This is a genomic window from Corynebacterium sp. UMB10321 (genome assembly GCF_030228725.1).
GTDB lineage: Bacteria > Actinomycetota > Actinomycetes > Mycobacteriales > Mycobacteriaceae > Corynebacterium > Corynebacterium pseudogenitalium.
Window position 1 is genome coordinate 95,798 of record NZ_JASOZC010000005.1, and the last position, 22,417, is coordinate 118,214.

21 protein-coding genes and 3 tRNA genes are annotated in these 22,417 nt (G+C 59.0%); 18 read left to right on the forward strand and 6 right to left on the reverse strand.

The features are described 5' to 3' along the window. Window positions 1-15 precede the first annotated feature (15 nt). From QP752_RS06520 to QP752_RS06530, 3 genes are all read left to right on the forward strand, one after another. Entirely contained in the window at window positions 16-1,032 is a 1,017-nt protein-coding gene (locus QP752_RS06520) for a 3-isopropylmalate dehydrogenase (protein ID WP_256008511.1), read from the forward strand. A 64-nt stretch (window positions 1,033-1,096) separates the two neighbouring features. Next, window positions 1,097-2,560 carry a cell wall-binding repeat-containing protein gene (locus QP752_RS06525; protein ID WP_252931513.1) on the forward strand — a complete coding sequence of 488 codons (1,464 nt, stop codon included), beginning with the start codon at window positions 1,097-1,099 and terminating at the stop codon, window positions 2,558-2,560. 36 nt (window positions 2,561-2,596) lie between these two features. Next, entirely contained in the window at window positions 2,597-3,388 is a 792-nt protein-coding gene (locus QP752_RS06530; protein ID WP_083329507.1) for a fumarylacetoacetate hydrolase family protein, read from the forward strand. Between the two features lie 6 nt (window positions 3,389-3,394). On the opposite strand, the gene QP752_RS06535 is transcribed toward QP752_RS06530, so the two are convergent. Continuing rightward, window positions 3,395-4,510, reverse strand: coding sequence for an isochorismate synthase MenF (locus tag QP752_RS06535; RefSeq protein WP_284804967.1), 1,116 nt, complete (start codon window positions 4,508-4,510; stop codon window positions 3,395-3,397). Window positions 4,511-4,601: 91 nt separating this feature from the next. Between QP752_RS06535 and gltX the strand changes: the two genes are divergently transcribed. The 7 genes from gltX (at window position 4,602) to QP752_RS06570 (ending at window position 9,179) form a co-directional block, all read left to right on the forward strand. Continuing rightward, entirely contained in the window at window positions 4,602-6,101 is a 1,500-nt protein-coding gene (gltX, locus tag QP752_RS06540) for a glutamate--tRNA ligase (RefSeq protein WP_070362568.1), read from the forward strand. A 189-nt stretch (window positions 6,102-6,290) separates the two neighbouring features. Further along, window positions 6,291-6,362, forward strand: a tRNA-Gln gene (locus QP752_RS06545). 28 nt (window positions 6,363-6,390) lie between these two features. Next, a tRNA-Glu gene (locus QP752_RS06550) sits at window positions 6,391-6,463 on the forward strand. Between the two features lie 83 nt (window positions 6,464-6,546). Continuing rightward, window positions 6,547-7,806 carry an alpha/beta hydrolase family protein gene (locus QP752_RS06555; RefSeq protein WP_168161638.1) on the forward strand — a complete coding sequence of 420 codons (1,260 nt, stop codon included), beginning with the start codon at window positions 6,547-6,549 and terminating at the stop codon, window positions 7,804-7,806. A 39-nt stretch (window positions 7,807-7,845) separates the two neighbouring features. Beyond that, window positions 7,846-7,918, forward strand: a tRNA-Glu gene (locus tag QP752_RS06560). 130 nt (window positions 7,919-8,048) lie between these two features. Continuing rightward, entirely contained in the window at window positions 8,049-8,849 is an 801-nt protein-coding gene (locus QP752_RS06565) for a carbonic anhydrase (RefSeq protein ID WP_284804970.1), read from the forward strand. 30 nt (window positions 8,850-8,879) lie between these two features. After that, the gene (locus QP752_RS06570) at window positions 8,880-9,179 is read left to right on the forward strand and encodes a hypothetical protein (protein ID WP_070362564.1); all 300 of its coding nucleotides are present in this window, start codon (window positions 8,880-8,882) and stop codon (window positions 9,177-9,179) included. Here QP752_RS06570 and QP752_RS06575 read toward each other — a convergent pair. Then, window positions 9,160-9,852 carry an IclR family transcriptional regulator gene (locus QP752_RS06575; RefSeq protein ID WP_284804973.1) on the reverse strand — a complete coding sequence of 231 codons (693 nt, stop codon included), beginning with the start codon at window positions 9,850-9,852 and terminating at the stop codon, window positions 9,160-9,162. The genes QP752_RS06570 and QP752_RS06575 overlap by 20 nt on opposite strands. Window positions 9,853-9,912: 60 nt before the next feature. Here QP752_RS06575 and leuC point away from each other — a divergent pair, with 60 nt between their 5' ends. Together leuC and leuD are read left to right on the forward strand one after the other, a co-directional pair. Then, window positions 9,913-11,355 (forward strand): 3-isopropylmalate dehydratase large subunit, encoded by a 1,443-nt coding sequence (gene leuC, locus QP752_RS06580; RefSeq protein ID WP_284804975.1) that lies wholly within the window; start codon window positions 9,913-9,915, stop codon window positions 11,353-11,355. A 19-nt stretch (window positions 11,356-11,374) separates the two neighbouring features. After that, window positions 11,375-11,971, forward strand: coding sequence for a 3-isopropylmalate dehydratase small subunit (gene leuD / locus QP752_RS06585; protein WP_284804976.1), 597 nt, complete (start codon window positions 11,375-11,377; stop codon window positions 11,969-11,971). Here the strand turns inward: leuD and QP752_RS06590 are convergent. From QP752_RS06590 to QP752_RS06600, 3 genes are read right to left on the reverse strand one after another with little or no spacing between them, the layout of a single operon-like run. Beyond that, on the reverse strand, window positions 11,955-12,416 hold the full coding sequence (locus tag QP752_RS06590) for a hypothetical protein (protein WP_070362560.1): 462 nt from the start codon (window positions 12,414-12,416) through the stop codon (window positions 11,955-11,957). The two genes, leuD and QP752_RS06590, sit on opposite strands and share 17 nt — an antisense overlap. Window position 12,417: 1 nt before the next feature. Beyond that, window positions 12,418-12,864, reverse strand: coding sequence for a YbjN domain-containing protein (locus tag QP752_RS06595; protein WP_070976395.1), 447 nt, complete (start codon window positions 12,862-12,864; stop codon window positions 12,418-12,420). A 35-nt stretch (window positions 12,865-12,899) separates the two neighbouring features. After that, window positions 12,900-13,907 carry an NUDIX hydrolase gene (locus QP752_RS06600; RefSeq protein ID WP_284804977.1) on the reverse strand — a complete coding sequence of 336 codons (1,008 nt, stop codon included), beginning with the start codon at window positions 13,905-13,907 and terminating at the stop codon, window positions 12,900-12,902. Between the two features lie 128 nt (window positions 13,908-14,035). Here QP752_RS06600 and QP752_RS06605 point away from each other — a divergent pair, with 128 nt between their 5' ends. Beyond that, on the forward strand, window positions 14,036-15,034 hold the full coding sequence (locus QP752_RS06605) for an NAD(P)H-dependent glycerol-3-phosphate dehydrogenase (protein ID WP_070363533.1): 999 nt from the start codon (window positions 14,036-14,038) through the stop codon (window positions 15,032-15,034). 12 nt (window positions 15,035-15,046) lie between these two features. Beyond that, window positions 15,047-16,120 (forward strand): D-alanine--D-alanine ligase family protein, encoded by a 1,074-nt coding sequence (locus QP752_RS06610; RefSeq protein ID WP_284804979.1) that lies wholly within the window; start codon window positions 15,047-15,049, stop codon window positions 16,118-16,120. Here QP752_RS06610 and QP752_RS06615 read toward each other — a convergent pair. After that, the gene (locus QP752_RS06615) at window positions 16,117-17,088 is read right to left on the reverse strand and encodes a DUF3515 domain-containing protein (RefSeq protein ID WP_252931523.1); all 972 of its coding nucleotides are present in this window, start codon (window positions 17,086-17,088) and stop codon (window positions 16,117-16,119) included. The genes QP752_RS06610 and QP752_RS06615 overlap by 4 nt on opposite strands. A gap of 31 nt (window positions 17,089-17,119) precedes the next feature. Here QP752_RS06615 and QP752_RS06620 point away from each other — a divergent pair, with 31 nt between their 5' ends. From QP752_RS06620 to QP752_RS06635, 4 genes are read left to right on the forward strand one after another with little or no spacing between them, the layout of a single operon-like run. Continuing rightward, a complete protein-coding gene (locus QP752_RS06620) occupies window positions 17,120-18,085 on the forward strand; it encodes a thiamine-phosphate kinase (protein WP_252931524.1) in 966 nt (321 codons plus the stop codon). Next, the gene (locus QP752_RS06625) at window positions 18,082-18,726 is read left to right on the forward strand and encodes a uracil-DNA glycosylase (protein WP_070362555.1); all 645 of its coding nucleotides are present in this window, start codon (window positions 18,082-18,084) and stop codon (window positions 18,724-18,726) included. The genes QP752_RS06620 and QP752_RS06625 overlap by 4 nt, the downstream gene beginning before the upstream one ends. An 11-nt stretch (window positions 18,727-18,737) precedes the next feature. Further along, complete coding sequence (locus QP752_RS06630) at window positions 18,738-20,300, forward strand: DAK2 domain-containing protein (RefSeq protein ID WP_284804981.1); 1,563 nt, start codon at window positions 18,738-18,740, stop codon at window positions 20,298-20,300. A 3-nt stretch (window positions 20,301-20,303) separates the two neighbouring features. Continuing rightward, the gene (locus QP752_RS06635) at window positions 20,304-22,406 is read left to right on the forward strand and encodes an ATP-dependent DNA helicase RecG (protein WP_284804984.1); all 2,103 of its coding nucleotides are present in this window, start codon (window positions 20,304-20,306) and stop codon (window positions 22,404-22,406) included. Window positions 22,407-22,417: the final 11 nt, after the last annotated feature.

Consider the following 22,417-nt stretch of genomic DNA (forward strand, 5'->3'; position numbering starts at 1 on the left):
AAAGGAATCCCAAAAATGAAGGTTGCTGTTATTGGTGGGGACGGCATCGGCCCTGAAGTGATGGCAGAGGGGCTCAAAGTTCTGAATGCTGTTCGCTCGGACGTAGAGACCACGGATTTTGACCTTGGCGCGCGTCGATACCTGCGTAACGGCGAGCTACTCACCGACGGTGACCTCGAGGCGCTGTGTGAACATGACGCAATCCTGCTCGGCGCAGTCGGGGACCCGCGAAAGGTTCCCGCTGGTGTGCTTGAGCGCGGGCTCCTGTTGCCACTGCGCTTCAAGCTGGATCACTATGTCAACCTGCGCCCGTCGCGCTTGTACAAGAGTGTGACCTCGCCGCTGGCACGGCCGGGTGACATTGACTTTGTAGTTGTCCGCGAGGGAACCGAGGGGCTCTATGCCGGCAATGGTGGCACGCTGCGCGAAGGTACCGAGCATGAGGTTGCCTCCGAAGTTTCTCAAAACACCTATTACGGTGTTGAGCGCGTCGTGCGCTACGCCTTTGAGCTTGCTCAGCAGCGCCGCAAGAAGTTGACTCTTGTGCACAAGACGAACGTCCTGGTCAACGCTGGTGGTTTGTGGCAGCGAGTCTTCGACGAGGTCGCGCAGGAGTTCCCAGAGGTGACCACGAACTACCACCACATCGACGCGGCGACTATTTACATGGTCAGCGACCCTTCGCAGTACGACGTCATTGTGACGGATAACCTGTTCGGCGATATTTTGACTGACTTGGCCGGCGCAGTTGCAGGTGGTGTGGGCCTTGCGTGCTCGGGCAATATCAACGCGGCAAAGGTCACGCCTTCGATGTTTGAGCCAGTCCACGGTTCTGCACCGGATATTGCAGGTCAGGGGATCGCCGACCCGTGCGCGATGATTCTCTCCGTCGCGATGATGCTGCGCTTCCTCGGCGATGAAGACAATGCCCAGAAAATTGAAGCGGCCGTGGAAAAGGAAGTGACGGGCCGCGAAGGGGCTGACATTGTGACGACTGAGGTTGGCGACCGGATTGCTGCCGCGCTGAGGTAACCACGTAGGGTTGAGGCCAGATTCAAACAGGACCTCCGTGTAGGAAAGGCGGGAGACATTGAAGATGGCTTCGACCCGGCATCGTGTTGGCAGCGTCATCGTTGCGCTCGGTGTTGCAACGGCAAGCTTGAGTGCGTGCGCAACTGGCGACGCCGAAAAAGGAGCGCAGGGCGCGCAAGCCTTGGAGATGTCCGGTGCCGAGGTTATTCAAGACCCAGACGGGACCGGCGCGGAAGTTTCGAAGCGGTTGTATCCAGCGTCGGACGCTGTGGTTGTCGCGGGTAAGGAGCGGGAGTCGCAACTGCTTGGTGCGGCAATCGCCCTGGAACGTGGCATCCCTTTGTTAGTGCGTTGGCCAGGTACAGACGAGGCCGTTGATGCAGAGATTCAACGACTAGGCGCCACCGAAGTCATCACGCCATCAGAGGAAGCGGGCGTGGAGCCGCTGCAAAGCGACAACCCTGAGCGTGATATCGCCACAGTTGCGGCTACGCAGCCACAGCAACCTGGGGCACTCACACTGCCACCGGTCCTGGTGACGGAGGAGACGTCGCTTGGAGCCGCCGTGTCCGCGCGGGCGGCAGGTGCGGAACTCGAAGTCTTGCAGTTCCCGGATCCACGTGTCACCTCAGATGCTATGCGCACAGTGCTGGAGCAAGACACGCTCGCCCTTGGACTGCAATGGGGCAACACCGAAATGTACCGGGACAAGATCACGCTCGCGACCCACGGTGAATTACCTGGAGGTGGCGGTCTTGTCTTTCCCGGACGGCGCATGATTGCGCTGTACGGGCACCCGTCGGGCCCAGCACTCGGCGTTATGGGGGAGCAGCCTCCCGCTGAAGCGGCGCAGCTAGCAACATCGTATGCGCAACAGTACCAACCGTTGGACGGGCAGCCGGTGATCCCTGCGTTCGAGATTATTGTCACGGTGGCTTCGCAATCTCCCGGCGCTGACGGCGACTACTCCAACGAGACAGCGATCGAGGACCTCGTACCATACATCGATGCGATCACTGAGGCTGGTGGCTACGCAGTGCTCGACCTCCAACCCGGTCAGGGTGATTTCCTTCACCAGGCCCGCCTCTACGAAGAGCTCCTGCTTCGGCCGAACGTGGGGTTGGCCCTCGATGCCGAGTGGAAGCTGAATCCCGGCGAGCAGCCATTGTCCCGTATCGGGTCGGCAACTTCGGGCGAGATTAATGCTGTTGCTGATTGGCTTGCGGCCCTCGTTCGAGAGCACAAACTGCCACAAAAGATGCTCATCCTGCACCAGTTCAGGCTGGATATGTACCCGGATCGTGAAAATATCCGAACTGACCAGCCGGAATTGGCGTGGGTGCTCCATGCGGACGGTCATGGCGTGCCGGAGCAGAAGTTTGATACCTGGAACGTCCTGCGTCAAGGTTTGAGTCCTGATTACTTCATGGCGTGGAAGAACTTTATCGACGAGGACACCCCAACCTTTAGCCCGGAGCAGACATACAACGACGTCCAACCTCGGCCGTGGTTCGTGAGCTACCAATAAAGTGCGAGCAGCCTTCGGGGTTGTATGCTCGTCCCTATGCGTTTTGGACGAATTGCTACACCCGAAGGCATGACCTTCGCTGTCATTGATGAAGCGGCGACGACCGCGCGTGCTATTGCTGGTACGCCATTCACCGACCCTGAGTTCACCGGCAAAGAGTGGAAGCTTGAAGAGGTGAGGCTGCTTGCACCGACGTTGCCGTCGAAAATTGTGGCAGTCGGCCGCAACTATGCGGACCACGTCAAGGAAGTCTTTCAACAGACCGCGGATGATTTGCCGCCGACGATTTTCATCAAACCGCCGACAGCAGTTGTCGGTCCCGGCGCGCCAATTCGCATCCCCAAGTTCGCTACCCGCGTTGAGTTCGAGGGAGAGCTTGCACTCGTCATCGGCGTGCCGTGTAAGAACGTGAAAGCGGACCAGTGGAAGTCGGTAGTGCGTGGTGTCACCATTATTAACGACGTCAGCTCGCGCGATCTCCAGTTCTCCGATGGGCAGTGGGCACGCGCGAAGGGCATGGATACCTTCGCTCCGCTAGGGCCATGGATTGAGACAGATCTTGAGCGCTTCAATTTTGATTCGCTGCCGATCAAGGCGCACCTCACACATGAGGGGGAGACTGCGACAAAGCAGGATTCCAACTCGGACCAGATGATTAAGTCGATCGGCGAAATCGTCGAGTGGGTCAGCGAGTCATTCACGTTGCTTCCGGGCGATGTCATCGCAACTGGCTCACCTGCGGGGACCGCGGAAATGGTCCCGGGCGACGTGATTGAGATTGAGATCCCAGGTATCGGCTCGCTGACTAACCCGGTGGCGCGCGCCTAGTTGGGGCTAAAGGCCGAGCGCACGCATGATGGTGCGCAGTTTGGCTGTGGTCTCGTCGAGCTCATCTTGCGGGACGGAATCTGCGACGAGCCCGCCGCCAGCCCAGGCGCGAGCCTGAGTGCCCGCGGCGTTGACCTCCGCGCAGCGGATCGCAACCATGTATTCGCCATCGCCGTTCTTGTCGGTATAGCCGACGGTGCCAGCATAGAACCCTCGGTCGGTCTCTGCGGTGGTGATGAGCGCCTCCGCCGCGGTTTGCGGGGTACCGCAAACAGCTGGGGTGGGGTAGAGGCGAAGCGCAAGGTCGAGCGCTGTTGGCGCAGGGTCTTTCAGAACGCCGCGGATTGGGGTGGCAAGATGCCACATTTCTGAAGTCTTATCCAGTTGTGGTCCGTCTGGAATGTCGAGTTGGGAACACAGTGGCGCCAGAATCTCGCGGATGTGCTCGACCACGTACGCGTGCTCGTCGCGATCCTTGGCGGAAGCAAAGAGTGCCTGACCATTCGCCTCATCAGCCGCAGGGTCGTGTGGGACACGGGCAGCTGATCCTGCTAGCGGATACGAACTCACGATATTGCCTTTGCGGCGCACCAAAACCTCAGGTGATGAGCCCACGAAGAAGTGGCCGACACGCCCGCTCGGTGTGAGGTCTGCAATGAACCCGTCGCGGGTATAAGAAAGGTCAATCAGGCGCGCGGCGACCAGGCGAGGATCGACGGGTGGATCGAATGCGATGTCCACTGCACGAGCAAGGACCACCTTGTCCAACATGGACCCCTGGATCGTGGAGACCGCTGCTTCAACCCGGCGCAGGTGTTCTTCCGGGGTGGGATCGACGTCGATAAGCGACGCGTGCAGCTTTGAGCCTGGGCCGACTCGATAGTAGGGATGAGGCTCGAGCGTGCCAGATTCCCGGACTATGGATTCGGGCACTGTCAGCGCCGCGGGCGTGTCTTTATCGAATGGGAGGGCGCCTACCACCATCTCGACGTCGCCGGACTCGAGGGCGTCGATAGCTTTCCATGCGTCTGAGAACGTTTGATTGGCACCTTGCGTGCGCACTGAACCGGTGCTTCGGGAAAGCAGAAAGTCGGGCGCAGTGGTGGGGCGGGCTGAACACATGTGGTCATATTTTACTAGGCGCAGTCCCGTAGCCCGTACTAAGGGCCTGCCATATGCGCCTTGATGGGGCAGGGGCGCTACGATAAAGCACATGAATAAACCAGCAAAGATGCGTGTCCGATTTTGTCCGTCTCCAACAGGTACGCCCCATGTCGGTATGGTGCGTACGGCCTTGTTCAACTGGGCACAGGCACGACACAGTGGCGGTACGCTGATTTTCCGCATTGAAGATACCGACGCCGCACGTGACTCGGAAGAGTCCTACCAGGCAATCATCGACTCCTTGAAGTGGCTGGGCCTGGATTGGGATGAAGGCGTTTTGGTAGGCGGCCCACACGAGCCTTACCGCCAGTCGCAGCGAATGGATATCTACAAGGAAGTCCTGGACAAGCTGATCGAAGCCGGAGAGGTCTACCCGGCCTACTCCACGAACGAGGAGGTTCAGGCGCGGCACAAGGCGGCAGGGCGCGACCCCCAGCTTGGCTACGACAACTTCGACCGCGACCTGACTGAAGAACAGATCGCTGCATATGAGGCTGAAGGCCGCAAGCCAGTTTGGCGTCTGCGCATGCCGGACAAGGACTGGACCTGGAACGACTTGGTGCGTGGCGAAGTGACGTTCAAGTCGCAGACGCAGCCAGACTACGTTGTTGCACGTTCGAACGGTGCGCCGCTGTACACGCTGGTCAACCCAGTTGATGACGCGCTGATGCAGGTCACGCACGTCCTGCGTGGCGAAGACTTGCTTTCTTCGACTCCGCGCCAGCTTGCTCTGTATGAGGCGCTCCAGCGTATCGGCGTCGCTGAGTTCACTCCTGAGTTTGCGCATCTGCCGTTTGTGATGGGGCAGGGCAATAAGAAGCTTTCCAAGCGCGATCCGGAATCGAACCTGTTTAATCACCGCGACAACGGCATCATCCCGGAGGGCATGATCAATTACCTCGCGCTGCTGGGCTGGTCGCTGTCTTCTGATGAAGACATCTTCAGCGTTGATCAGCTTGTTGAGGCATTTGACGTTTCTGATGTGCTTGGCAACCCCGCACGCTTTGACCAGAAGAAGCTGGAAGCGATCAACGCTGACCACATCCGCCTACTCGAGCCGAAAGACTTTGAACAGCGTCTGCGCGACTACTTGACCGAGTTCACCGACTTCCCAGCCGACTACCCGGCTGACAAGTTCGCACTCGCCGCCGAGTTGGTTCAGACCCGTATCAAGGTCCTGTCAGATGCGTATGGACTGCTGAAGTTCCTTGTTACTCCGGATGCAGATCTTGTCCTCAACGAGAAAGCGGCGAAGAAGAACCTCAAGGACACTGCTGTTCAGCCTCTCGACGCCGGCATTGCGGCACTCGACGCCGTTGCCGAAGATGACTGGACTACTGAGTCTATTGAGAAGGCTCTGCACACCGCGCTGATCGAAGAACTGGAGTTGAAGCCACGCGTTGCGTTCGGTGCGCTCCGTGTTGGAATCTCCGGGGAGCAGGTTTCTCCACCACTCTTCGAGTCGATGGAGCTGCTGGGTAAGCAGTCCACGATGGCGCGCTTGCGCGCTGCGCGTGAGGTTACTCCGTACACTGCGCCGGAGGCTTAACGGGCCTAACGGGCCTAACGAGCATTGGCGAAGTTGAAGAGGTATCGCATGGTTTGCGATACCTCTTTTTCTATTATGACCAGGCGATTTGTGCCGTATTGGGCTTTATGGTTATAGTAGTCATCGTTGTTCAGAGCGAGCAAGACAAAACGAAAGAAACAGTTTAGTCTTGTGGGTGAAGAAAAACAATGGCCTATGGTGTAATTGGCAACACAACGGTTTCTGGTACCGTCATTCTTGGTTCGAGTCCAGGTAGGCCAGCTACAGAACTTTGGTTCTGTGTCCTAATGCCCCGTTCGTCTAGCGGCCTAGGACGTCGCCCTCTCACGGCGGTAACACGGGTTCAAATCCCGTACGGGGTACAAGTAACAGCCAGTGCGTTGCACTGGCTGTTTTGCTTTGTTTACCTTGGTCGGTCCGTCAGTATGGTTGGTACAGTTTCCCTATGCCGATCCCTGTACGAAAACGCTGTGTCCTAGCAGTCTCGGTGGTAGTACTGCTTGCCCAGGCGCAGGTACCGCCAGCTGAAGCGGAGGCCAGTTCAGCCCAGAACAATCCGCTGTCGTCGATCTTCACAGGCGAGCCTTCGCGGTCAGGGTCGAGCGTGCTTGATGCCGCAAGCGTGGTGTTGGCGGTTCTCAGCCTGAGTTCCGCAGTGCCATTGCTCGCCATCCCCGCAGCGGTGTTGGTTGCGTTAGGCAGGGGAGAGCTGGGGTCATCGATGTACCAGCTGTATCCGGGAAGCTCCACTGGTTCGTCGAGAGGAGATGCATCAGCAACGTTTCCAGCGCATGAAGCGCCGCCCGCTGAGCTGCGGTCTATGCGCCAAGTTGAAGGGGACTTGTGGGAACTCACGGTGTGGTCGCCGTCGATGCAGCGAGAGGTGACGAATGATGTGCTGCTGCCGCGTGGCACCGCGCCTCGACCAACGTTTTACCTCATGATGGGGGCAGACGGCGCTGCGGGCGGCTACAGCTGGGCGAATTCCTCGGACTATCAAGCGTTCTTCGCTGGCAAGCTCGTCAATGTGGTGACACCGAAGGGGTCAGTGTCTTCAATGCAGGCCGACTGGTATCGAGAGGACCCGGCTACAGGTACGAACAAGTGGCTCACCTACATGACTCGTGAGTTACCGCCACTTATCGACGCCCAGTTCCACGGCAACGGGCACGACGCCATCGCCGGCATCTCGATGTCTGGTGGCCCTGCGCTGGACATCGCCGTGAATGCTCCGGATCGGTTCGTGGCGGCCGCATCCTACTCGGGCTGCCCGGCGACCACCGGCGTGCTCGGCGGTATCTACACATCGTCAGGGGTGACAATGAACAAGGGGAACCCGGTCAATATGTGGGGGACGTCGTCGAACAGGGCGTGGTGGCGGCACTCGCCAATTCTTAACCTGGAGCGACTACGCGGGACCACGCTATGGCTGGGGGCTGCACAGGGCGTGCCCGGCGCGATTGACGAGGAGGCATCGTCAAAGAGGCTCGGAGCGCCCATGGTAATCGAAGCAACTTCGTATGCATGCTCGAAGTACTTCGCTGAGACAGCACAGCAGCAAGGGCTCAACGTGACGTGGCATGAAATCGTTGAGGGAACCCATACGTGGGGAGTGTTTGAGCATATGCTGCGAGCGTCATGGCCAACCATCGAGGGCGCGTTGCGGGAAAGCGGCGCGTGGCCTGCAGATTTGGAGAGTTCATAGGGCGACGTTTATTGTTAACGAGTCGCAAAAAGCGAGCGCGCCCCGTTCGTCTAGCGGCCTAGGACGTCGCCCTCTCACGGCGGTAACACGGGTTCAAATCCCGTACGGGGTACAAATGGCAGTCAGTGCAAGCACTGGCTGCTTTTTCTTTTTCGGTACCTCAAAGGCATGCAGTTTACACGCTATGGGATTCACGTATCATCGGAGGCCAAACTCAAAGATGAAAGGAACGTGAACATAGAATGAGAAAAACACAGTATGCTGTGCTCGCCGCTATGAGCGCCAGCGTTTTAGCGCTGACAGGCTGCTCTGAAGCTGGGACGGATGCGCCGTCGACTTCAACTGAGGCGGCTGCCACGAGTGAGGTCCATTGGGGGTACGAAGGAGACGGTGCTCCAGAGCACTGGGGCGACCTTTCGACCGAATTCGAGGTCTGTGGAAATGGCAAGGAGCAAAGCCCAATCAACTTGAGTGACGCTACCCCTGAAGACTTGGCAGACATAGAGTTTGCATATGCTGCCAGCACGGGTGAAGTTCTGAATAACGGACACACGTTGCAGTACACGCCGTCGACAACGCAGAAGGTAACTCTCGACGGTGAAGATCTGGAGCTCGCGCAGCTGCACATGCACACTCCTGCAGAGCACGAGGTCGACGGTAAGCAGCTTCCTGGCGAGATCCACTTTGTACACAAGAATGCGGCAGGTGACATTACAGTCCTCGGAATTCTGCTTGAGGAAGGTGCACCGAACGAGCTAGTGCAGTATCTGCTTGATAATGCGCCAGAGAACGTGGATACCTCACATATCTCTCAGGAGGAGATCAACATCGCGAATGCTCTTCCAGCATCACATGAGTACATCACGTATGGAGGCTCTTTGACGACGCCACCTTGCTCTGAAAACGTTCGCTGGATCGTAATGACGCAGCCGGTAACTGCCTCAGCTGAGCAACTGCAAGCATTCGAATCGCTGATCGGCAAGAATGCTCGTCCTGTTCAGGACCAAAATGGCCGTGAGCTCACGTTGGACGCCACGAGCTAACAAAGTAGTGATAGGGAGTACGCTGGTCACGTGCTGATTACAGTGTTGCTCTCCATCACGTTCGCGTGCGGGCTGATCATCGCAGCCCTGCATGTGTTGAACCACCAGTTCATCGCCCCTGTGTATGACGTGTGGCTCAACCTCGCAGCGTTTGCAGCGGCCACGACGTCGAATACGTTGCTGCACCAACCGTTGCCGGCGGTTCTGTCGGGGTGTGCTGTGGCCGCCTGGGTGTATCTCGGAATGAGAACGGTGAGAGCGAAGCGTGCTGGACTTGTTGCTGGCGGGCAGCGCCGCCAGCAATCAAGGGTTACCGCAGGGCCTCGGTGAGCTCCTGAGCAGCCTCATACAGCTCGGGGCCCCACTTTTCGATTGGGGTGGGGGTGAGCCGCTCGGCCGGCCCGGAAACGGAAAGGACAGCGATGACTGATCCGTCTGGGTTGGTGATGGGCGCAGACAGGCTCGCCAGCCCAACTTCACGCTCTGCGATTGACTCAGCGAGTCCGGTTTCACGGATCGCCTCGAGGTCTTGCGAGGGAAACGGAGAGGCGTCGATAAGTGAGTGGGCGGCGAACACACGGGCAGCTGAGCCTGCGGTGAGTGAGAGCTGCGAGCCCACGGGAACTGTGTAGGTGAGGCCGCTCTCGGGCTTTTCTGCCGCGATGCAGGTGCGAGTGTCTCCGCTGAGCTTGTAGAGCTGCACGGACTCGCCAGTGACTTCAACGAGGTTGCGCATGATTGGTGCGGCGGCAGAGAGCAAACGGGGGGAGGAGTGCCCTGAAAAGTGGGAGAGTGCGCGGCCGATCGTCCATTGTCCGTCCTCTGTCCTTGCTAGGACGTTATGCACTTCCAGTGCAGTGGCTATTCGGTGAGTCGTCGCTCGGGGCAGTCCGGTTGCTTCGCTGAGCTCGGCGAGGGTTTTGTCGCCGCCTGCGACCGCTCGTACGATGGAAATCGAGCGATCGAGCACTTTAATTCCAGAGTCTTCGCTATACTGTCTCACGTCATGGATTCTACCATCTCACTCGGTGGGAGGTGGTTGCGACTGTTGAGGAGGAGCAAGATGGGCCAAAAGCCATTAACGCTGGCGGAAAAAGTGTGGCGTGACCACGTGGTCACCCGTGGAGAGAACGGTCAGCCTGATCTTCTCTACATCGATTTTCAACTCCTGCACGAGGTGACGTCACCGCAGGCATTTGATGGTTTGCGCCTCAACGGGCGCCGCATGCGACACCCCGAGCTGCACCTTGCTACCGAAGATCACAACGTGCCAACCACGGGCATCGTTTCTGGCGAGCTGACAGAAATTAGCGACCCGACCTCGCGCACCCAGGTCTCGACGCTGCGAAAGAACTGTGAAGAGTTCGGCGTTGTGCTGCACGAAATGGGCGATGAGGAACAGGGCATCGTCCACACCGTTGGTCCGCAGCTGGGCATTAGCCAGCCGGGCATGACGATTGTGTGCGGCGACTCGCATACGTCGACGCACGGCGCGTTCGGTTCGATCGCCATGGGTATCGGTACCTCTGAGGTAGAGCACGTCATGGCGACCCAGACGCTGCCGCTGGCACCGTTCAAGACGATGGCGATTGAGGTCAGTGGAACGCTGCAACCTGGGGTGAGTGCGAAAGATTTGATCCTGGCAATCATCGCCAAGATTGGTACTGGCGGTGGCCAAGGGCACATCATCGAATACCGCGGCGAAGCCATTCGGAAACTTTCAATGGAAGCGCGCATGACCATCTGCAACATGTCCATCGAGGCAGGCGCCCGTGCCGGCATGGTGGCACCCGATGAGACGACATTTGAGTACGTTAAGGGACGTCCCTACGCGCCGAAGGGGAAGGACTGGGACGACGCAGTGGCGTACTGGAAGACGCTGCCAACTGACCCCGGCGCGAAGTTCGACACCGTCGTAGAGATCGACGCCTCGACGCTCACCCCGTTCGTCACCTGGGGTACCAATCCCGGCCAGGGCTTGCCGCTGAGCGCCTCTGTTCCTGACCCTGAGGACTTCGGAGATGACAGCGCGAAGCAGGCCGCGGAAAAAGCATTGCAGTACATGGGGTTGACCCCCGGCACGCCGTTGCGTGACATCAAGATTGATACAGTCTTTCTGGGATCGTGCACGAACGCGCGCATCGAAGACTTGCGCGCCGCTGCAGAGGTTGTGCGCGGCCAAAAAATCGCAGAGGGGACCCGCATGCTGGTTGTGCCGTCCTCTGCCAAGGTCAAGCAGCAGGCGGAAGAAGAAGGCCTGCACGTAATATTTGATGAGTTCGGTGCAGAGTGGCGTACCGCGGGCTGCTCTATGTGTCTGGGTATGAACCCCGACCAGCTTGCCCCTGGAGAGCGCAGCGCTTCGACGTCCAACCGAAACTTCGAAGGCCGCCAAGGACCTGGGGGTCGGACGCACCTAGTTTCGCCCGAAGTTGCGGCAGCTACAGCAGTACTCGGTCACCTCGCCGCACCCGCAGACATCACTTCCACCGCCAACGCACAGTAGTCAGGAGCTGAACACGATCATGGAAAAATTCACAACCCACAGTGGCGTCGCAGTTCCGTTGACGCGGTCAAATGTGGACACCGACCAGATTATTCCCGCCCGCTACCTCAAGCGCGTGACCCGCACGGGGTTCGAGGACGGCCTGTTTTCAAACTGGCGTACCAACGAACCTGACTTTGTGCTGAACAACGAGGCATACAAGGAAGGGTCGGTACTGTTCGCCGGCCCTGACTTCGGCACTGGCTCCTCCCGCGAACACGCGGTGTGGGCTCTGCAGGACTACGGGTTCCGGGCGGTATTTAGCCCACGGTTTGCTGATATCTTCCGAGGCAACGCGGGCAAGGCGGGCCTTCTAGCTGGCATCATGTCGGAGTCTGACATCGAACTGATCTGGAAGCAGCTCGAGCAGGCACCAGGCACTGTCGCTACTGTTTCATTGCCGGACCGCACCGTCACAGTCGGGGAGAGTACCTACTCGTTCGACGTCGACGACTACACGCGTTGGCGCCTGAGCGAAGGCCTCGACGATATTGGGCTGACGCTGCGAAACGAGCAAGCCATCGAGGAATACGAACAGCAGCGTCGCCCGTTTTACCCCGCTACTTCTCTTCGGTAGCAGGGGTGCCGAGACGTTCGAGAGCTGAAGGTGCGAACGTCGATAAGAAGTCGCGGACCGACGTTGTGATGCCGTGAATAGCAGACGAAACGTGGTCCGCGAACTGCTGGTCGCTGTACTCCCAATAGCCCGGCATGACATACGCAACGCCCAGAGCGGAGACATCGCGCTTCTCGTCTTTCATTACGACGAGCGATGGGAATGCGTGGGCGTTGTTGTAGTCCTCGCACCACGTGAGCACTTCGTCGAAACGACTTGCGTCGACAGCATCGATTGAGACAGTAGAGACGAAATGCAGACTTGTATCGACCAGCTTCATCTCAAAGCCGATACCGGAAAATGCTGTAATGAGAGAGTTGTACTGCGTAGGCTCCCGGTACTCCCAACCGCGTTGGTCAAACAGCTTGCGAAGACGATCAAGACTTAACGGCTGTAGCTGTTGCATTTTACTGTTCCTTCTCCTGCTTGTACGGGTGCTTGTCTTTGAGATGCGCGAAGTTTTCGTCGAGCGCTTCCACCGCGTAGTGCATGATGGAGAAGTAAAACTGCAGCATTGACTGCAGCTGCTCGTCGCTGAAACCGTCGGAGGAGAAAAACGGTGCCTCAAATAGCGCAACCAGAGCACCGTCCTCGCGCTGAATCGGATGTGCACGAACGAGGGGCAGTGAGCGGTTCAACTCATTGATGCTGAGACGAAGATTGCTCTTATCTGCATTCATCTTCGCGGTTCCAAGCCACTGGCTGGTGATCTTGAATCCGATGTCCTTGACTTCAAAGAAGCACATGATCGACGGAAACGCGGTGCGGGTGAGGCCGTCCTCGGAACTGCGGAAATACTGCAATTCAAGCGCATCGAGTGCCGCTTCGATTCGTTCTTGGGTAACTGGCTGCAACTGGGCAGTCCTTTCTTTTTCTAGGCGAAGTGTCCTTAGAGCACCGGTAGTGGAGATGGCATGTAGTCGGCGCCGATGAGTTGCCCATCGTTAAAGGACAGTACCCATACCGACGCCTTCTTCGCCAGGATCGGCGAATCGATCGGCAGACGACCGTCGGCCGAAAGCGCAGCAATCATCTCAGGGATGACCCCGCCCTGCGAGCACACAACGTGTGTGCCACCGCGTTTGATGAGCGCATCAAAATCTGCGCGGGCGGCTACCTGGTTCTCCTGCCACGCGATTTCACCGAAGGTGGCGTCAATCGTGATGTCTTTACCGAGTGCCTTCGCAAGTGGGATCAGTGTCTGCTCGCAACGCAACGGCTCGGCAGAATACAGAGACTCAGGAGCGAACGCCTGCAGCAGCGGCACAAGCGCCTTCGCCTGGCGCTTGCCCTTCTTATCGAGCGGCCGACGACTATCGTCGTGCTTCCAGGCCTCCTTGTAGTTCGCACGAGCGTGGCGCACGTACAGAATTCGGGTGTCAGCGGGGGTGGCGAAGCGCTTCGCAGCTTTCAGCAATACTTGCCTGTCGAGCTCGTAGCTCATCACCTGCGTCGCATCGTCGATCTTGAGCCAGCGAATCTCGTCGACTTCATTGTTAGGGGTGAACTCGCCGCCGACTACCTTGCCGGTCCAGTAGTACACAACCTTCGTCGTGTTCTTGACTGGATACACGGTTTTGCCAATCAACTTTCCCAGCCGGACTTCGTAGCCAGTTTCCTCCTGAATTTCGCGAACGGCGGTGGTAACAAGGAACTCGTCCGGATCCACCTTGCCTTTGGCGAGCGACCAGTCGTCGTAGTGTGGGCGGTGGATACAAGCGACTTCTATAGAATCCGGATGCTCGAGATCGCCACGCCACAGCACAGCACCCGCGGCGAGTGTTGTCTTCTTGAACTCTCGACGCGGATGGCGGGGGACTTCTTGGTGGCGTCCGGTAATGAACATTTCTCCGAATTGGTCTTTGTGTTGTTCGTGGAGCTTCGTTGAACGTGACATACTTTCTATCTTTACGCACTTTGCAGGTTTTCGCTGCAGCGACAGGTCAGCGGGCTGATTGTGGATATTGGCGGTAGAAAAGTGCTAGCGTGAAACGGTTCATGCAGACAGGAATGGCGGTGGCACAAGTGGTAAACGTAGCGGTAATGGGTGCAGGTTCCTGGGGGACAACCTTGGCCAAAGTGTTTGCCGATGCCGGCAACATGGTGCAGCTGTGGGCACGCCGGGATGAGCTGGCGAAGACCATGCAGGAGAGTCGGGAGAACCCCGATTACCTGCCGGGGATTGCGCTGCCGGACGGGGTCTTCGCAACGTCTGACGCGGAAGCGGCACTGCAGGCTGCCGATATCGCTATTTTTGCTGTGCCGAGCCAAACCATGCGCCAGAACCTGGAAGTGTGGGCCCCGCTGCTGCGTACTGACACCACGCTGTTGTCCATTTCGAAAGGCATTGAGACCGGCACATACATGCGAATGTCGGAGATCATCGCTGAGGTTACCGGCGCAGAGGAGAACCGAATCGCGGTGCTCAGCGGGCCAAACCTTTCCCGCGAGATTGCTGAGGAGCAGCCGGCGGCCACCGTCATCGCCTGCAGTGACATCAACCGTGCGAAGCTCGTGCAGGCGGCGTGTGCGACGTCGTACCTGCGCCCGTATACGAACACTGATGTTGTCGGCTGTGAGATCGGAGGTGCGACGAAGAACGTCATCGCGCTTGCCTGTGGCATGGCTTCTGGCCAGGGGCTAGGGGAGAACACGCTGGCAACGCTTATTACCCGTGGTTTGGCTGAAAGTACGCGTCTAGGCCAGGAGTTGGGTGCCGACGCCCGGACGTTCGCAGGCCTGGCGGGCATGGGGGACTTGGTTGCCACGTGCTCCTCGCCGCTGTCTCGTAATCGAACTTTCGGTTCTGCGCTGGGGAAGGGTGCCACGATTGAAGAAGCGAAGGCTGCGACGAAGGGCCAGGTTGCTGAGGGGGTTATTTCCTCACGCAGCATTTATCAGCTCGCCGAGCGCCACGGCGTGGACATGCCGCTGACACAAGCCGTTTTCGCGGTGTGTCACCAGGGTGTGACGGTGGAGGAGACGATTGCTGCGTTGATGGGTCGGTCGAAAAAGTCGGAGTAGACACCAGGTAATGTGTCAGCTGTGATTCGTATTGCAGTAGTCTACGGTGGTCGTTCCACCGAGCATTCAATTTCTTGTATTTCTGCCGGCTCCATCATGGCCCACCTCGACCCCGAGGTGTACGAGGTGTTTCCAGTAGGTATTCGCTGGGATGGTACTTGGGTGCGCGGGGAAATCGACCCAGTTGGCGGAGAGGCGCTTCCCGAAGTTCGTGGTGGTGCAGAGATCGCGTTGAGCATTAACCCTTCGCGCCGCGGTGAGTTTACTGATGTCGCCACCGGCGAGACCGTCGCGCAGGTCGACGTTGTTTTCCCGGTCCTGCACGGGCAGTTTGGTGAAGACGGCACAATCCAAGGCATGTTCGAGCTTTCGGGAATCCCGTACGTGGGGCCAGGCGTCTTGGCGTCCGCGAGTGGCATGGACAAGGAGTACACGAAGAAGCTCGTGGCACTTGCCGGAATTACAGTGACTCCGGAAGTGATTCTCCGCGGAGGTGAACTGCTGCTCGATGAGGATAAGCAGCGCCTAGGCCTTCCAGTGTTCGTCAAGCCCGCTAACGGTGGATCGTCGATTGGTGTGTCCAAGGTGACCACGTGGGAAGACTTCGATGCCGCACTGCATCAAGCGTACGAGTGCGACTCGAAAGTGATCGTCGAATCGGAGCAGGTCGGCGACGAAGTCGAGGTTGGAGTTCTGGAGTTTCCCGATGGCCGCATCGAGGCTTCCGTGCCGGCCAAACTCAATGGAACTGATGCCTCCGCAGAAGGCTTCTACGGCTTCGAAACGAAGTACATGGAAGAGGGAGTTACAGCAACAATCCCCGCGCCTTACGACGCCTCTTTGATAGCTACCCTGCAGGACCAAGCAGTCCGTGCATTCAATGCACTGAACTGTAAGGGATTGGCACGCGTGGACTTCTTCGTCACCGACAAGGGTCCTGTGCTCAACGAGATCAACACCATGCCGGGGTTCACCGCAATTTCGATGTACCCACAGGTGTGGAACGCAAGCGGCATCGACTACCCGAAACTGCTCGACACTCTGGTCCGCACTGCGCTGCGGGCAGCCGACGGCGCAACGGACTAAGACTTGCGTTCGGGGACGTGCTTCTCGACGAGCTCGGTCAGCGTGGTGATGACCTCATTGCCCTCACCTGAGGGCACAAAGGCCGCAACGTTGACCTCTCGCCCGAGCGCGTACCACGTCGACGAGGTGGTACCAGTTGCAGTGATGGTGTCCTCAAACCAAGGGATCCCGTTGATCTGTTGCAAGGTCGCTCCGGCCTCGTAGTGCTCCGGGTCGTTCACACCACAACGCAGCACAATCGGTTCGTGGCCGAGCTGCGTCCAGACTGCAGTTTGCGGCGAAGCCACTTTGTTCTCAGGAAGCCGTTTATAGCCTTCGACGAGCGATTCAGGAAGCGCAGCAAGCAATCCGCCGCATGCGTTTGCTCCACTCCCGTCCGTTGAATGCGTCGCTGGCTGCAGCTCAGAGAGCGGCGCCGGGTTGCGGGGAAGATCGCGCTGCGGCAGCGCACTCACGTTAATCTCGTCCACTGGCGTATCTGCCCTGCCGAGTCCCTCCGCGTCGGTAGTCACGGCGACTACCGGCCAACGGTCCGCGCTAAACCACGTGACCATGCTTGAGCCTGGGGTGGCGTCGTCAATTCTGATCCACTCTGCACCATTGTGGGAGGACACCGGGGTGTACTCGGTGTACTGCAGGGGCATTTCCACGCCGCAGCGCAGCGTGACGCGTCGAGTTGAAGAGGACTGCCACGCGGCAGCACCTGCCGGAGCCGGGGCGGCGAGCTCCGCACGCTTGTGCCCAAGCACCTTTTCAGGAAGGCTGTCCACGAGCGCAGCGCACTCGGGTGAATCAGCCTCGGGGGAAGGCAGCTCAGTCATCGCCACAGGCTGCAGTGCCACCTGCTGGAAAAAATACCGAGCACCCACAATGACGCCCAGAACAAGCGCCACTGCGAGGCCCAAACTGATGTAGACCGCTGTACGGTTAATCTGTGAATCATGCAACGCGCCAGTGGAATCTTTCATGGCGTACAAGTCTACTGAAAGGCGCACTTTGGTGAGTAACGTCGGCTTTCCCACGCACGGCCCGACGCTCCGGGAGGTGGGAGAACAAGCAACGATTGACGCCATCGTTGGTGCATCGCCATCGCCGCTCAACGGTGATGACGCAGCAGTGCTCGAATCGCACACGCCGAATAGCCGCGCAGTCGTAACAACGGACATGCTTGTGGAGGGACAGCACTTTCGCTTTTCGACGACCACCCCTGCTTTGTTGGGGCGCAAAGCCATCGTGCAAAACTTCGCCGACATCGAGGCGATGGGTGCTCGCCCCGTTGCCGCGCTACTCGCGCTCTCGGCGCCTCCGGACACCCCGCTCGCCGTCGTGAGTGAGCTTGCACGAGGGATCCATCTCGAATTGGAGCGATACTCGAGCGAACTCGTCGGCGGGGACATCACGAGTGGGAACCAACTGACGATCGCGATTACCGCGATTGGTTCGTTAGGAGGCAGTTTGCCGCCACTGCGCTTGAGCCAAGCGCGTCCGGGGCAGCGAGTGATAGCGCACGGGAAAATCGGCTATTCTGCTGCAGGCTTTGCACTACTGGAGTCCGGACGGGAAATCCCGGAACGGCTTGCGGATATCGTACATGCGCACCGTTGCCCGCAACTGACTCCTGGGCGCGGGGTTGTTGCACGAGCAGCAGGGGCTACAGCCATGACAGACAACTCCGACGGGCTACTGCACGATCTGGGCGTGATAGCCCGGGCCTCGAACGTGGGGATTAACATCTCGCGCGCCGCTGTAGCCCCAAGTGATCAGCTGCGAGAAGCCGGTGAGTTCCTAGGCGTCGACCCATGGGACTGGGTACTCAACGGGGGAGAAGACCACACATTGCTGGGCACGATCGATGGGGACGCACCCGTGGGGTATCGTTCGATCGGTACGGTCACACGCAAAGTCGGCGTGGAAATCGACGGCGTCGCACACACCGCGCGCCATGAATGGGAGCCTTTTTCATGAACTTACCCGTCCACCCTTCCTGGCAGGAACCGCTGGCGGAAGTAGAACCTGCCATCCACGCGATGGGAGACTTTCTCCGCGGTGAACCCGCGTACCTGCCTGCCGGAAAAGACATTCTCCGTGCGTTTTCGACCCCATTTGAAGATGTCCGTGTGCTCATCTTGGGCCAAGATCCGTACCCGACGCCCGGCCACCCCATGGGTCTCTCATTCTCGACGCAGCCAGGCGTGAAACCGCCCCGATCGTTGGTAAACATCTACCAGGAGCTCAACGATGACCTCGGTATCCCCCCACGAGCCGACGGGGACTTGACCTCCTGGCAGCGAAACGGAGTCATGCTGCTCAACAGAGTACTCACAGTCCGGCCCGGCGCGCCGGCGTCACACCGCGGGAAGGGCTGGGAAGCAGTGACCGCACACGCAATCGCAAAGCTCGCTCAGCGTAATACTCCGTTGGTTGCGATCCTGTGGGGCAGAGACGCACAAACGGCGAAACAGTTCCTCGGGAGTACGCCAACGATTGAGTCCCCACATCCGTCGCCGCTGTCGGCGCGCCGGGGATTTTTCGGGTCGCGGCCATTCAGTCGGGCAAATCAGGCGCTCATTGCACAGGGTGCCTCACCTGTCGACTGGGCACTGTAGACTGTCTGACCATGGAAACAGCAACTGCACTCGATGGACCACGGCTCCTGTCCTGGGCTCGTCGGGCAGCGGCAGAACTCGAACGTCGCCGACACGAGATCAACCAGCTCAATGTGTTTCCCGTCCCGGACGCGGACACTGGTTCCAACATGGCGCAGACGATGGCGGCGGCTGTCGAAGAGGCGTCGAAAAGGTCTGATGCTCAGTCGATGCAGGAAGTAGCCGAAGCGCTTGCTGTTGGCGCCATTCGCGGCGCGCGTGGCAACTCGGGTGTTGTGCTGTCCCAGGTCATCAGAGGCGTCGCGCAAACCGCCGATGAAGATACTCGAAGCGGGCAGTTCATCGCGAACGCGCTTGCCCAAGCAGTGCAGTTTGTTGACCGCGCAATTGCCGAGCCGGTAGAGGGCACCGTGATCACGGTGCTGCGGGCAGCGTCGACTGCGGCAACGCAAGCGCTGCAGGAAACAGGGGGAGAAGCACCCGCGTTGAGCATCGCACAGGCTGCCGCCGACGCTGCGCAAACTGCACTCGCACGTACCCCGTCACAGCTGGAAGCGCTACGGGAAGCGGGCGTCGTCGACGCAGGAGGCACCGGCCTCGTTATCCTCCTGGAATCACTTGTATACGAACTCGACGGCCAACCCTACGAGGTAGCGCAGCCTGCCACACACGGAACGTCTCACGTGATCTCACACGCAAGTGGCAAGGCAAACCTGGAAGTCATGTTCTTCTTCGAAGGCGACATGGATGTCCTTGAGGGCGAACTGAGCACCATGGGCGACTGCCTTGTGATCGCTCGCAATAACGAGCGCAGTGGCAAAGTGCACATTCACTCCACCGAGGCTGGCGCAGTGATTGAGCGCGCGTTCGCCCGCGGTACCGTGACACAACTGCAACTCGAAGTGCTCCCGGATGAACCTGTCACGCAAACTCCCACAAGACTGGTTGTCGCAGTGACGCCTCCCGGATCACTTACTGATCTCTACGCGCAGGCAGGTGCGGTAACAGTCGCGCCGGGCGAGAATATTGTCGCGGACATCCTCGCCGCCGTCCACAAAACCGAAGCTCGCGAAGTTATTTTGCTGCCGAACGGACTGCTTGATCAGCGAAGCCTCGCCGCAGTGGAGAAAGCAACCCACGCCTTCGAACAAAGCATCACCCTGCTTCCTACCGTGCGGCTTGTTTCCGGTATCGCGGCGCTCGCCGTTCATGACCCAGCCCAACCACTCGCGACGGCAGCTTTCACCATGTCGGAGGCCGCCGGAGAAATGCGAACCGCTGTCCTCCAGCGCGCCCCTAAAGCCGGGCTCGTGCAAGGAGGGGCAGTCTCGAAGGGCGACATCATCGCCATGGCACACGGCGAAACACTCCTGATCGCTGACGACGCGATAGCCGCCGTCGAAAAGACCTGCAAGCGCCTCCTCGAGCCCGGTGGGGAACAAGTCACCGTACTCTTCGATACCGCATCACTGCGCGCCGAAGACCTCGCGGCACTCGACGACAAACTCGACGTCGACGTCATCGTTTTCCCCGCAGACGGGCTCGGTGCCGTCGCCGAGATCGGAGTCGAATAGGAAGTGCTAGGAAACATCGACCCCAGGCCGCTCAACCTCGTCATCCCCCTGAAACAAGCCAAGGCAATCACCAAACACCTTGGATACAGCACCTGCGGCGAGCTCCTCGAGCACTACCCACGCCGATACCTCCACTACGGCACCGCGACCGACCTTGCCACCATCAATGAAGGCGATACACTCAGCATCGTCGGCGAAATCACCGCTACCCAACGCATCCCCAACAGAAAACACCCCAACCGACCCATCTACCGAACCCACGTCTACGACGGCACCAACACCTTCACCGCAACATTCTTCGGCTCCAACTACGCCATGCGTGTGCTCAAAGAACACACCCGCGTCATGATGACCGGCAAAATCAGCACGTACCGCAACGAAATCCAGTTCCAACACCCAGACTTCGTACTACTCGACGGCCCCACCCAAGCCACCGGAGCACTACGACAACTCCAACACTTCGGAGACCTCGAAGCAATCCTCTCCGGACGCGAATGGCTCCCAATCTACCCGGCAACAAAACAGGTCAGCACCTGGACCATCATGGGAGCCGTCCACACCATCCTGCAAAGCCTCCCCACAGTCCCCGAACCCCTCGGCGCAAGCCCTGACGGATACATCGCCCGCGACAGCGCCATCCGCACCATTCACCAACCTGACACCGAAGGACCCGAACCCGCCCGCCGACGCCTCAAATACGACGAAGCCATGACCGTCGCACTCGCCATGAGCGTGCGACGCACCGACGCAAACAACCACAACGCTCCAGCCCTTCCCAAACAACCAAACGGCGAACAATCCCGACTCATTACACAACTCCCATTCCCACTCACTGGCGGGCAACAACGCGTCATCCAGGAAATCTCCACCGACCTGACTCACGCCCACCCAATGAGCCGCCTCCTCCAAGGAGAGGTCGGCTCCGGCAAAACTATCGTCGCACTGATCGGCATGCTCCAAGCGGTTGATAACGGCGCTCAAGCAGCCCTGATCGCACCTACCGAGGTGCTCGCGCAGCAACACGCACGATCGCTTACAGAGACACTCATGCGCGCCGGGCTGCACACGACTGTGGTGCCACTCACAGGCTCCATGCCGACGGCACTGAAGCAAGATGCCCTCCTCAAGATTGTCTCGGGTGAGGCGGACATAGTCGTGGGCACCCACGCGCTGATTCAAGACAGCGTGGAGTTCTTTAACCTTGGCTTCGTCATTGTCGACGAGCAGCATCGTTTTGGCGTGGAGCAGCGCGACCGACTTCGCGCAAAGTCAAGGGCGCAGACTCCGCACTTACTCGTCATGACAGCGACGCCGATCCCGCGCACAATCGCAATGACCGTCTTTGGTGATCTCGAGGTCTCGGTGCTCAACGAGCTGCCAGGCGGAAGGAAGCCTATTCAGTCCTCAGTTGTTCCGGAGTTCAAGCCGACGTGGATTGCACGTGCGTGGGAGAAGATGCGAGAAGATGTCGCGGCTGGCCACCAGGTCTACATTGTGTGCCCGCGTATTGACGGCGAGGGTGGTGTCCTTGAGACTGCCGAGTGGTTGCGCGCTACCGAGTTCCCAAGCCTGCAAGTAGCCGTACTGCACGGCAAGATGCGTGCTGAGGAAAAAGACGCTGTGATGTCCGATTTTGCAGCGGGTGGCATTGACATCTTGGTAGCTACGACCGTCATCGAAGTTGGCGTAGACGTGCCGAACGCGACTGTCATGATGGTACGGGAATCAGAAAGCTTTGGCGTTTCACAGCTGCACCAGCTGCGAGGCCGAGTCGGGCGAGGCGGCAATCAATCTCTGTGTCTTTTCCATACACAGGCAGAAGAAGGCAGTGATGCCTTTCAGCGGGTCTGGGAGGTTGCTCAGACGAGCGATGGCTTTGCTCTTGCCGATCTAGACTTGCGCCACCGCCGTGAGGGTGACGTGCTCGGAACAGAGCAGTCAGGTATCCGTCGCACGTTTAAATTGATCGACTTGATTGAGGACTACGAGATCGTTACCAGTGCGTACCGCGATGCGGCCCGCTTTGTCGAAGAAGACCTTGAGAAGGCACGGGCGCTCAGTGCACACCTCCAAGATGAGGACTTTGTGTACCTAGAAAAGAGCTAAAGCTAGAGTGA

Excerpts from the sequence above, each read along its gene's own strand:
- QP752_RS06630 (WP_284804981.1), top strand. The coding sequence starts at position 18,738 with ATGGAAACAGCAACTGCACTCGATGGACCACGGCTCCTGTCCTGGGCT.
- QP752_RS06555 (WP_168161638.1), top strand. The coding sequence starts at position 6,547 with ATGCCGATCCCTGTACGAAAACGCTGTGTCCTAGCAGTCTCGGTGGTA.
- QP752_RS06520 (WP_256008511.1), top strand. The coding sequence starts at position 16 with ATGAAGGTTGCTGTTATTGGTGGGGACGGCATCGGCCCTGAAGTGATG.
- leuC (WP_284804975.1), top strand. The coding sequence starts at position 9,913 with ATGGGCCAAAAGCCATTAACGCTGGCGGAAAAAGTGTGGCGTGACCAC.
- gltX (WP_070362568.1), top strand. The coding sequence starts at position 4,602 with ATGAATAAACCAGCAAAGATGCGTGTCCGATTTTGTCCGTCTCCAACA.
- QP752_RS06530 (WP_083329507.1), top strand. The coding sequence starts at position 2,597 with ATGCGTTTTGGACGAATTGCTACACCCGAAGGCATGACCTTCGCTGTC.
- QP752_RS06590 (WP_070362560.1), bottom strand. The coding sequence starts at position 12,416 with ATGCAACAGCTACAGCCGTTAAGTCTTGATCGTCTTCGCAAGCTGTTT.
- QP752_RS06525 (WP_252931513.1), top strand. The coding sequence starts at position 1,097 with ATGGCTTCGACCCGGCATCGTGTTGGCAGCGTCATCGTTGCGCTCGGT.
- QP752_RS06565 (WP_284804970.1), top strand. The coding sequence starts at position 8,049 with ATGAGAAAAACACAGTATGCTGTGCTCGCCGCTATGAGCGCCAGCGTT.
- leuD (WP_284804976.1), top strand. The coding sequence starts at position 11,375 with ATGGAAAAATTCACAACCCACAGTGGCGTCGCAGTTCCGTTGACGCGG.
- QP752_RS06615 (WP_252931523.1), bottom strand. The coding sequence starts at position 17,088 with ATGAAAGATTCCACTGGCGCGTTGCATGATTCACAGATTAACCGTACA.
- QP752_RS06535 (WP_284804967.1), bottom strand. The coding sequence starts at position 4,510 with ATGTGTTCAGCCCGCCCCACCACTGCGCCCGACTTTCTGCTTTCCCGA.
- QP752_RS06600 (WP_284804977.1), bottom strand. The coding sequence starts at position 13,907 with ATGTCACGTTCAACGAAGCTCCACGAACAACACAAAGACCAATTCGGA.
- QP752_RS06625 (WP_070362555.1), top strand. The coding sequence starts at position 18,082 with ATGAACTTACCCGTCCACCCTTCCTGGCAGGAACCGCTGGCGGAAGTA.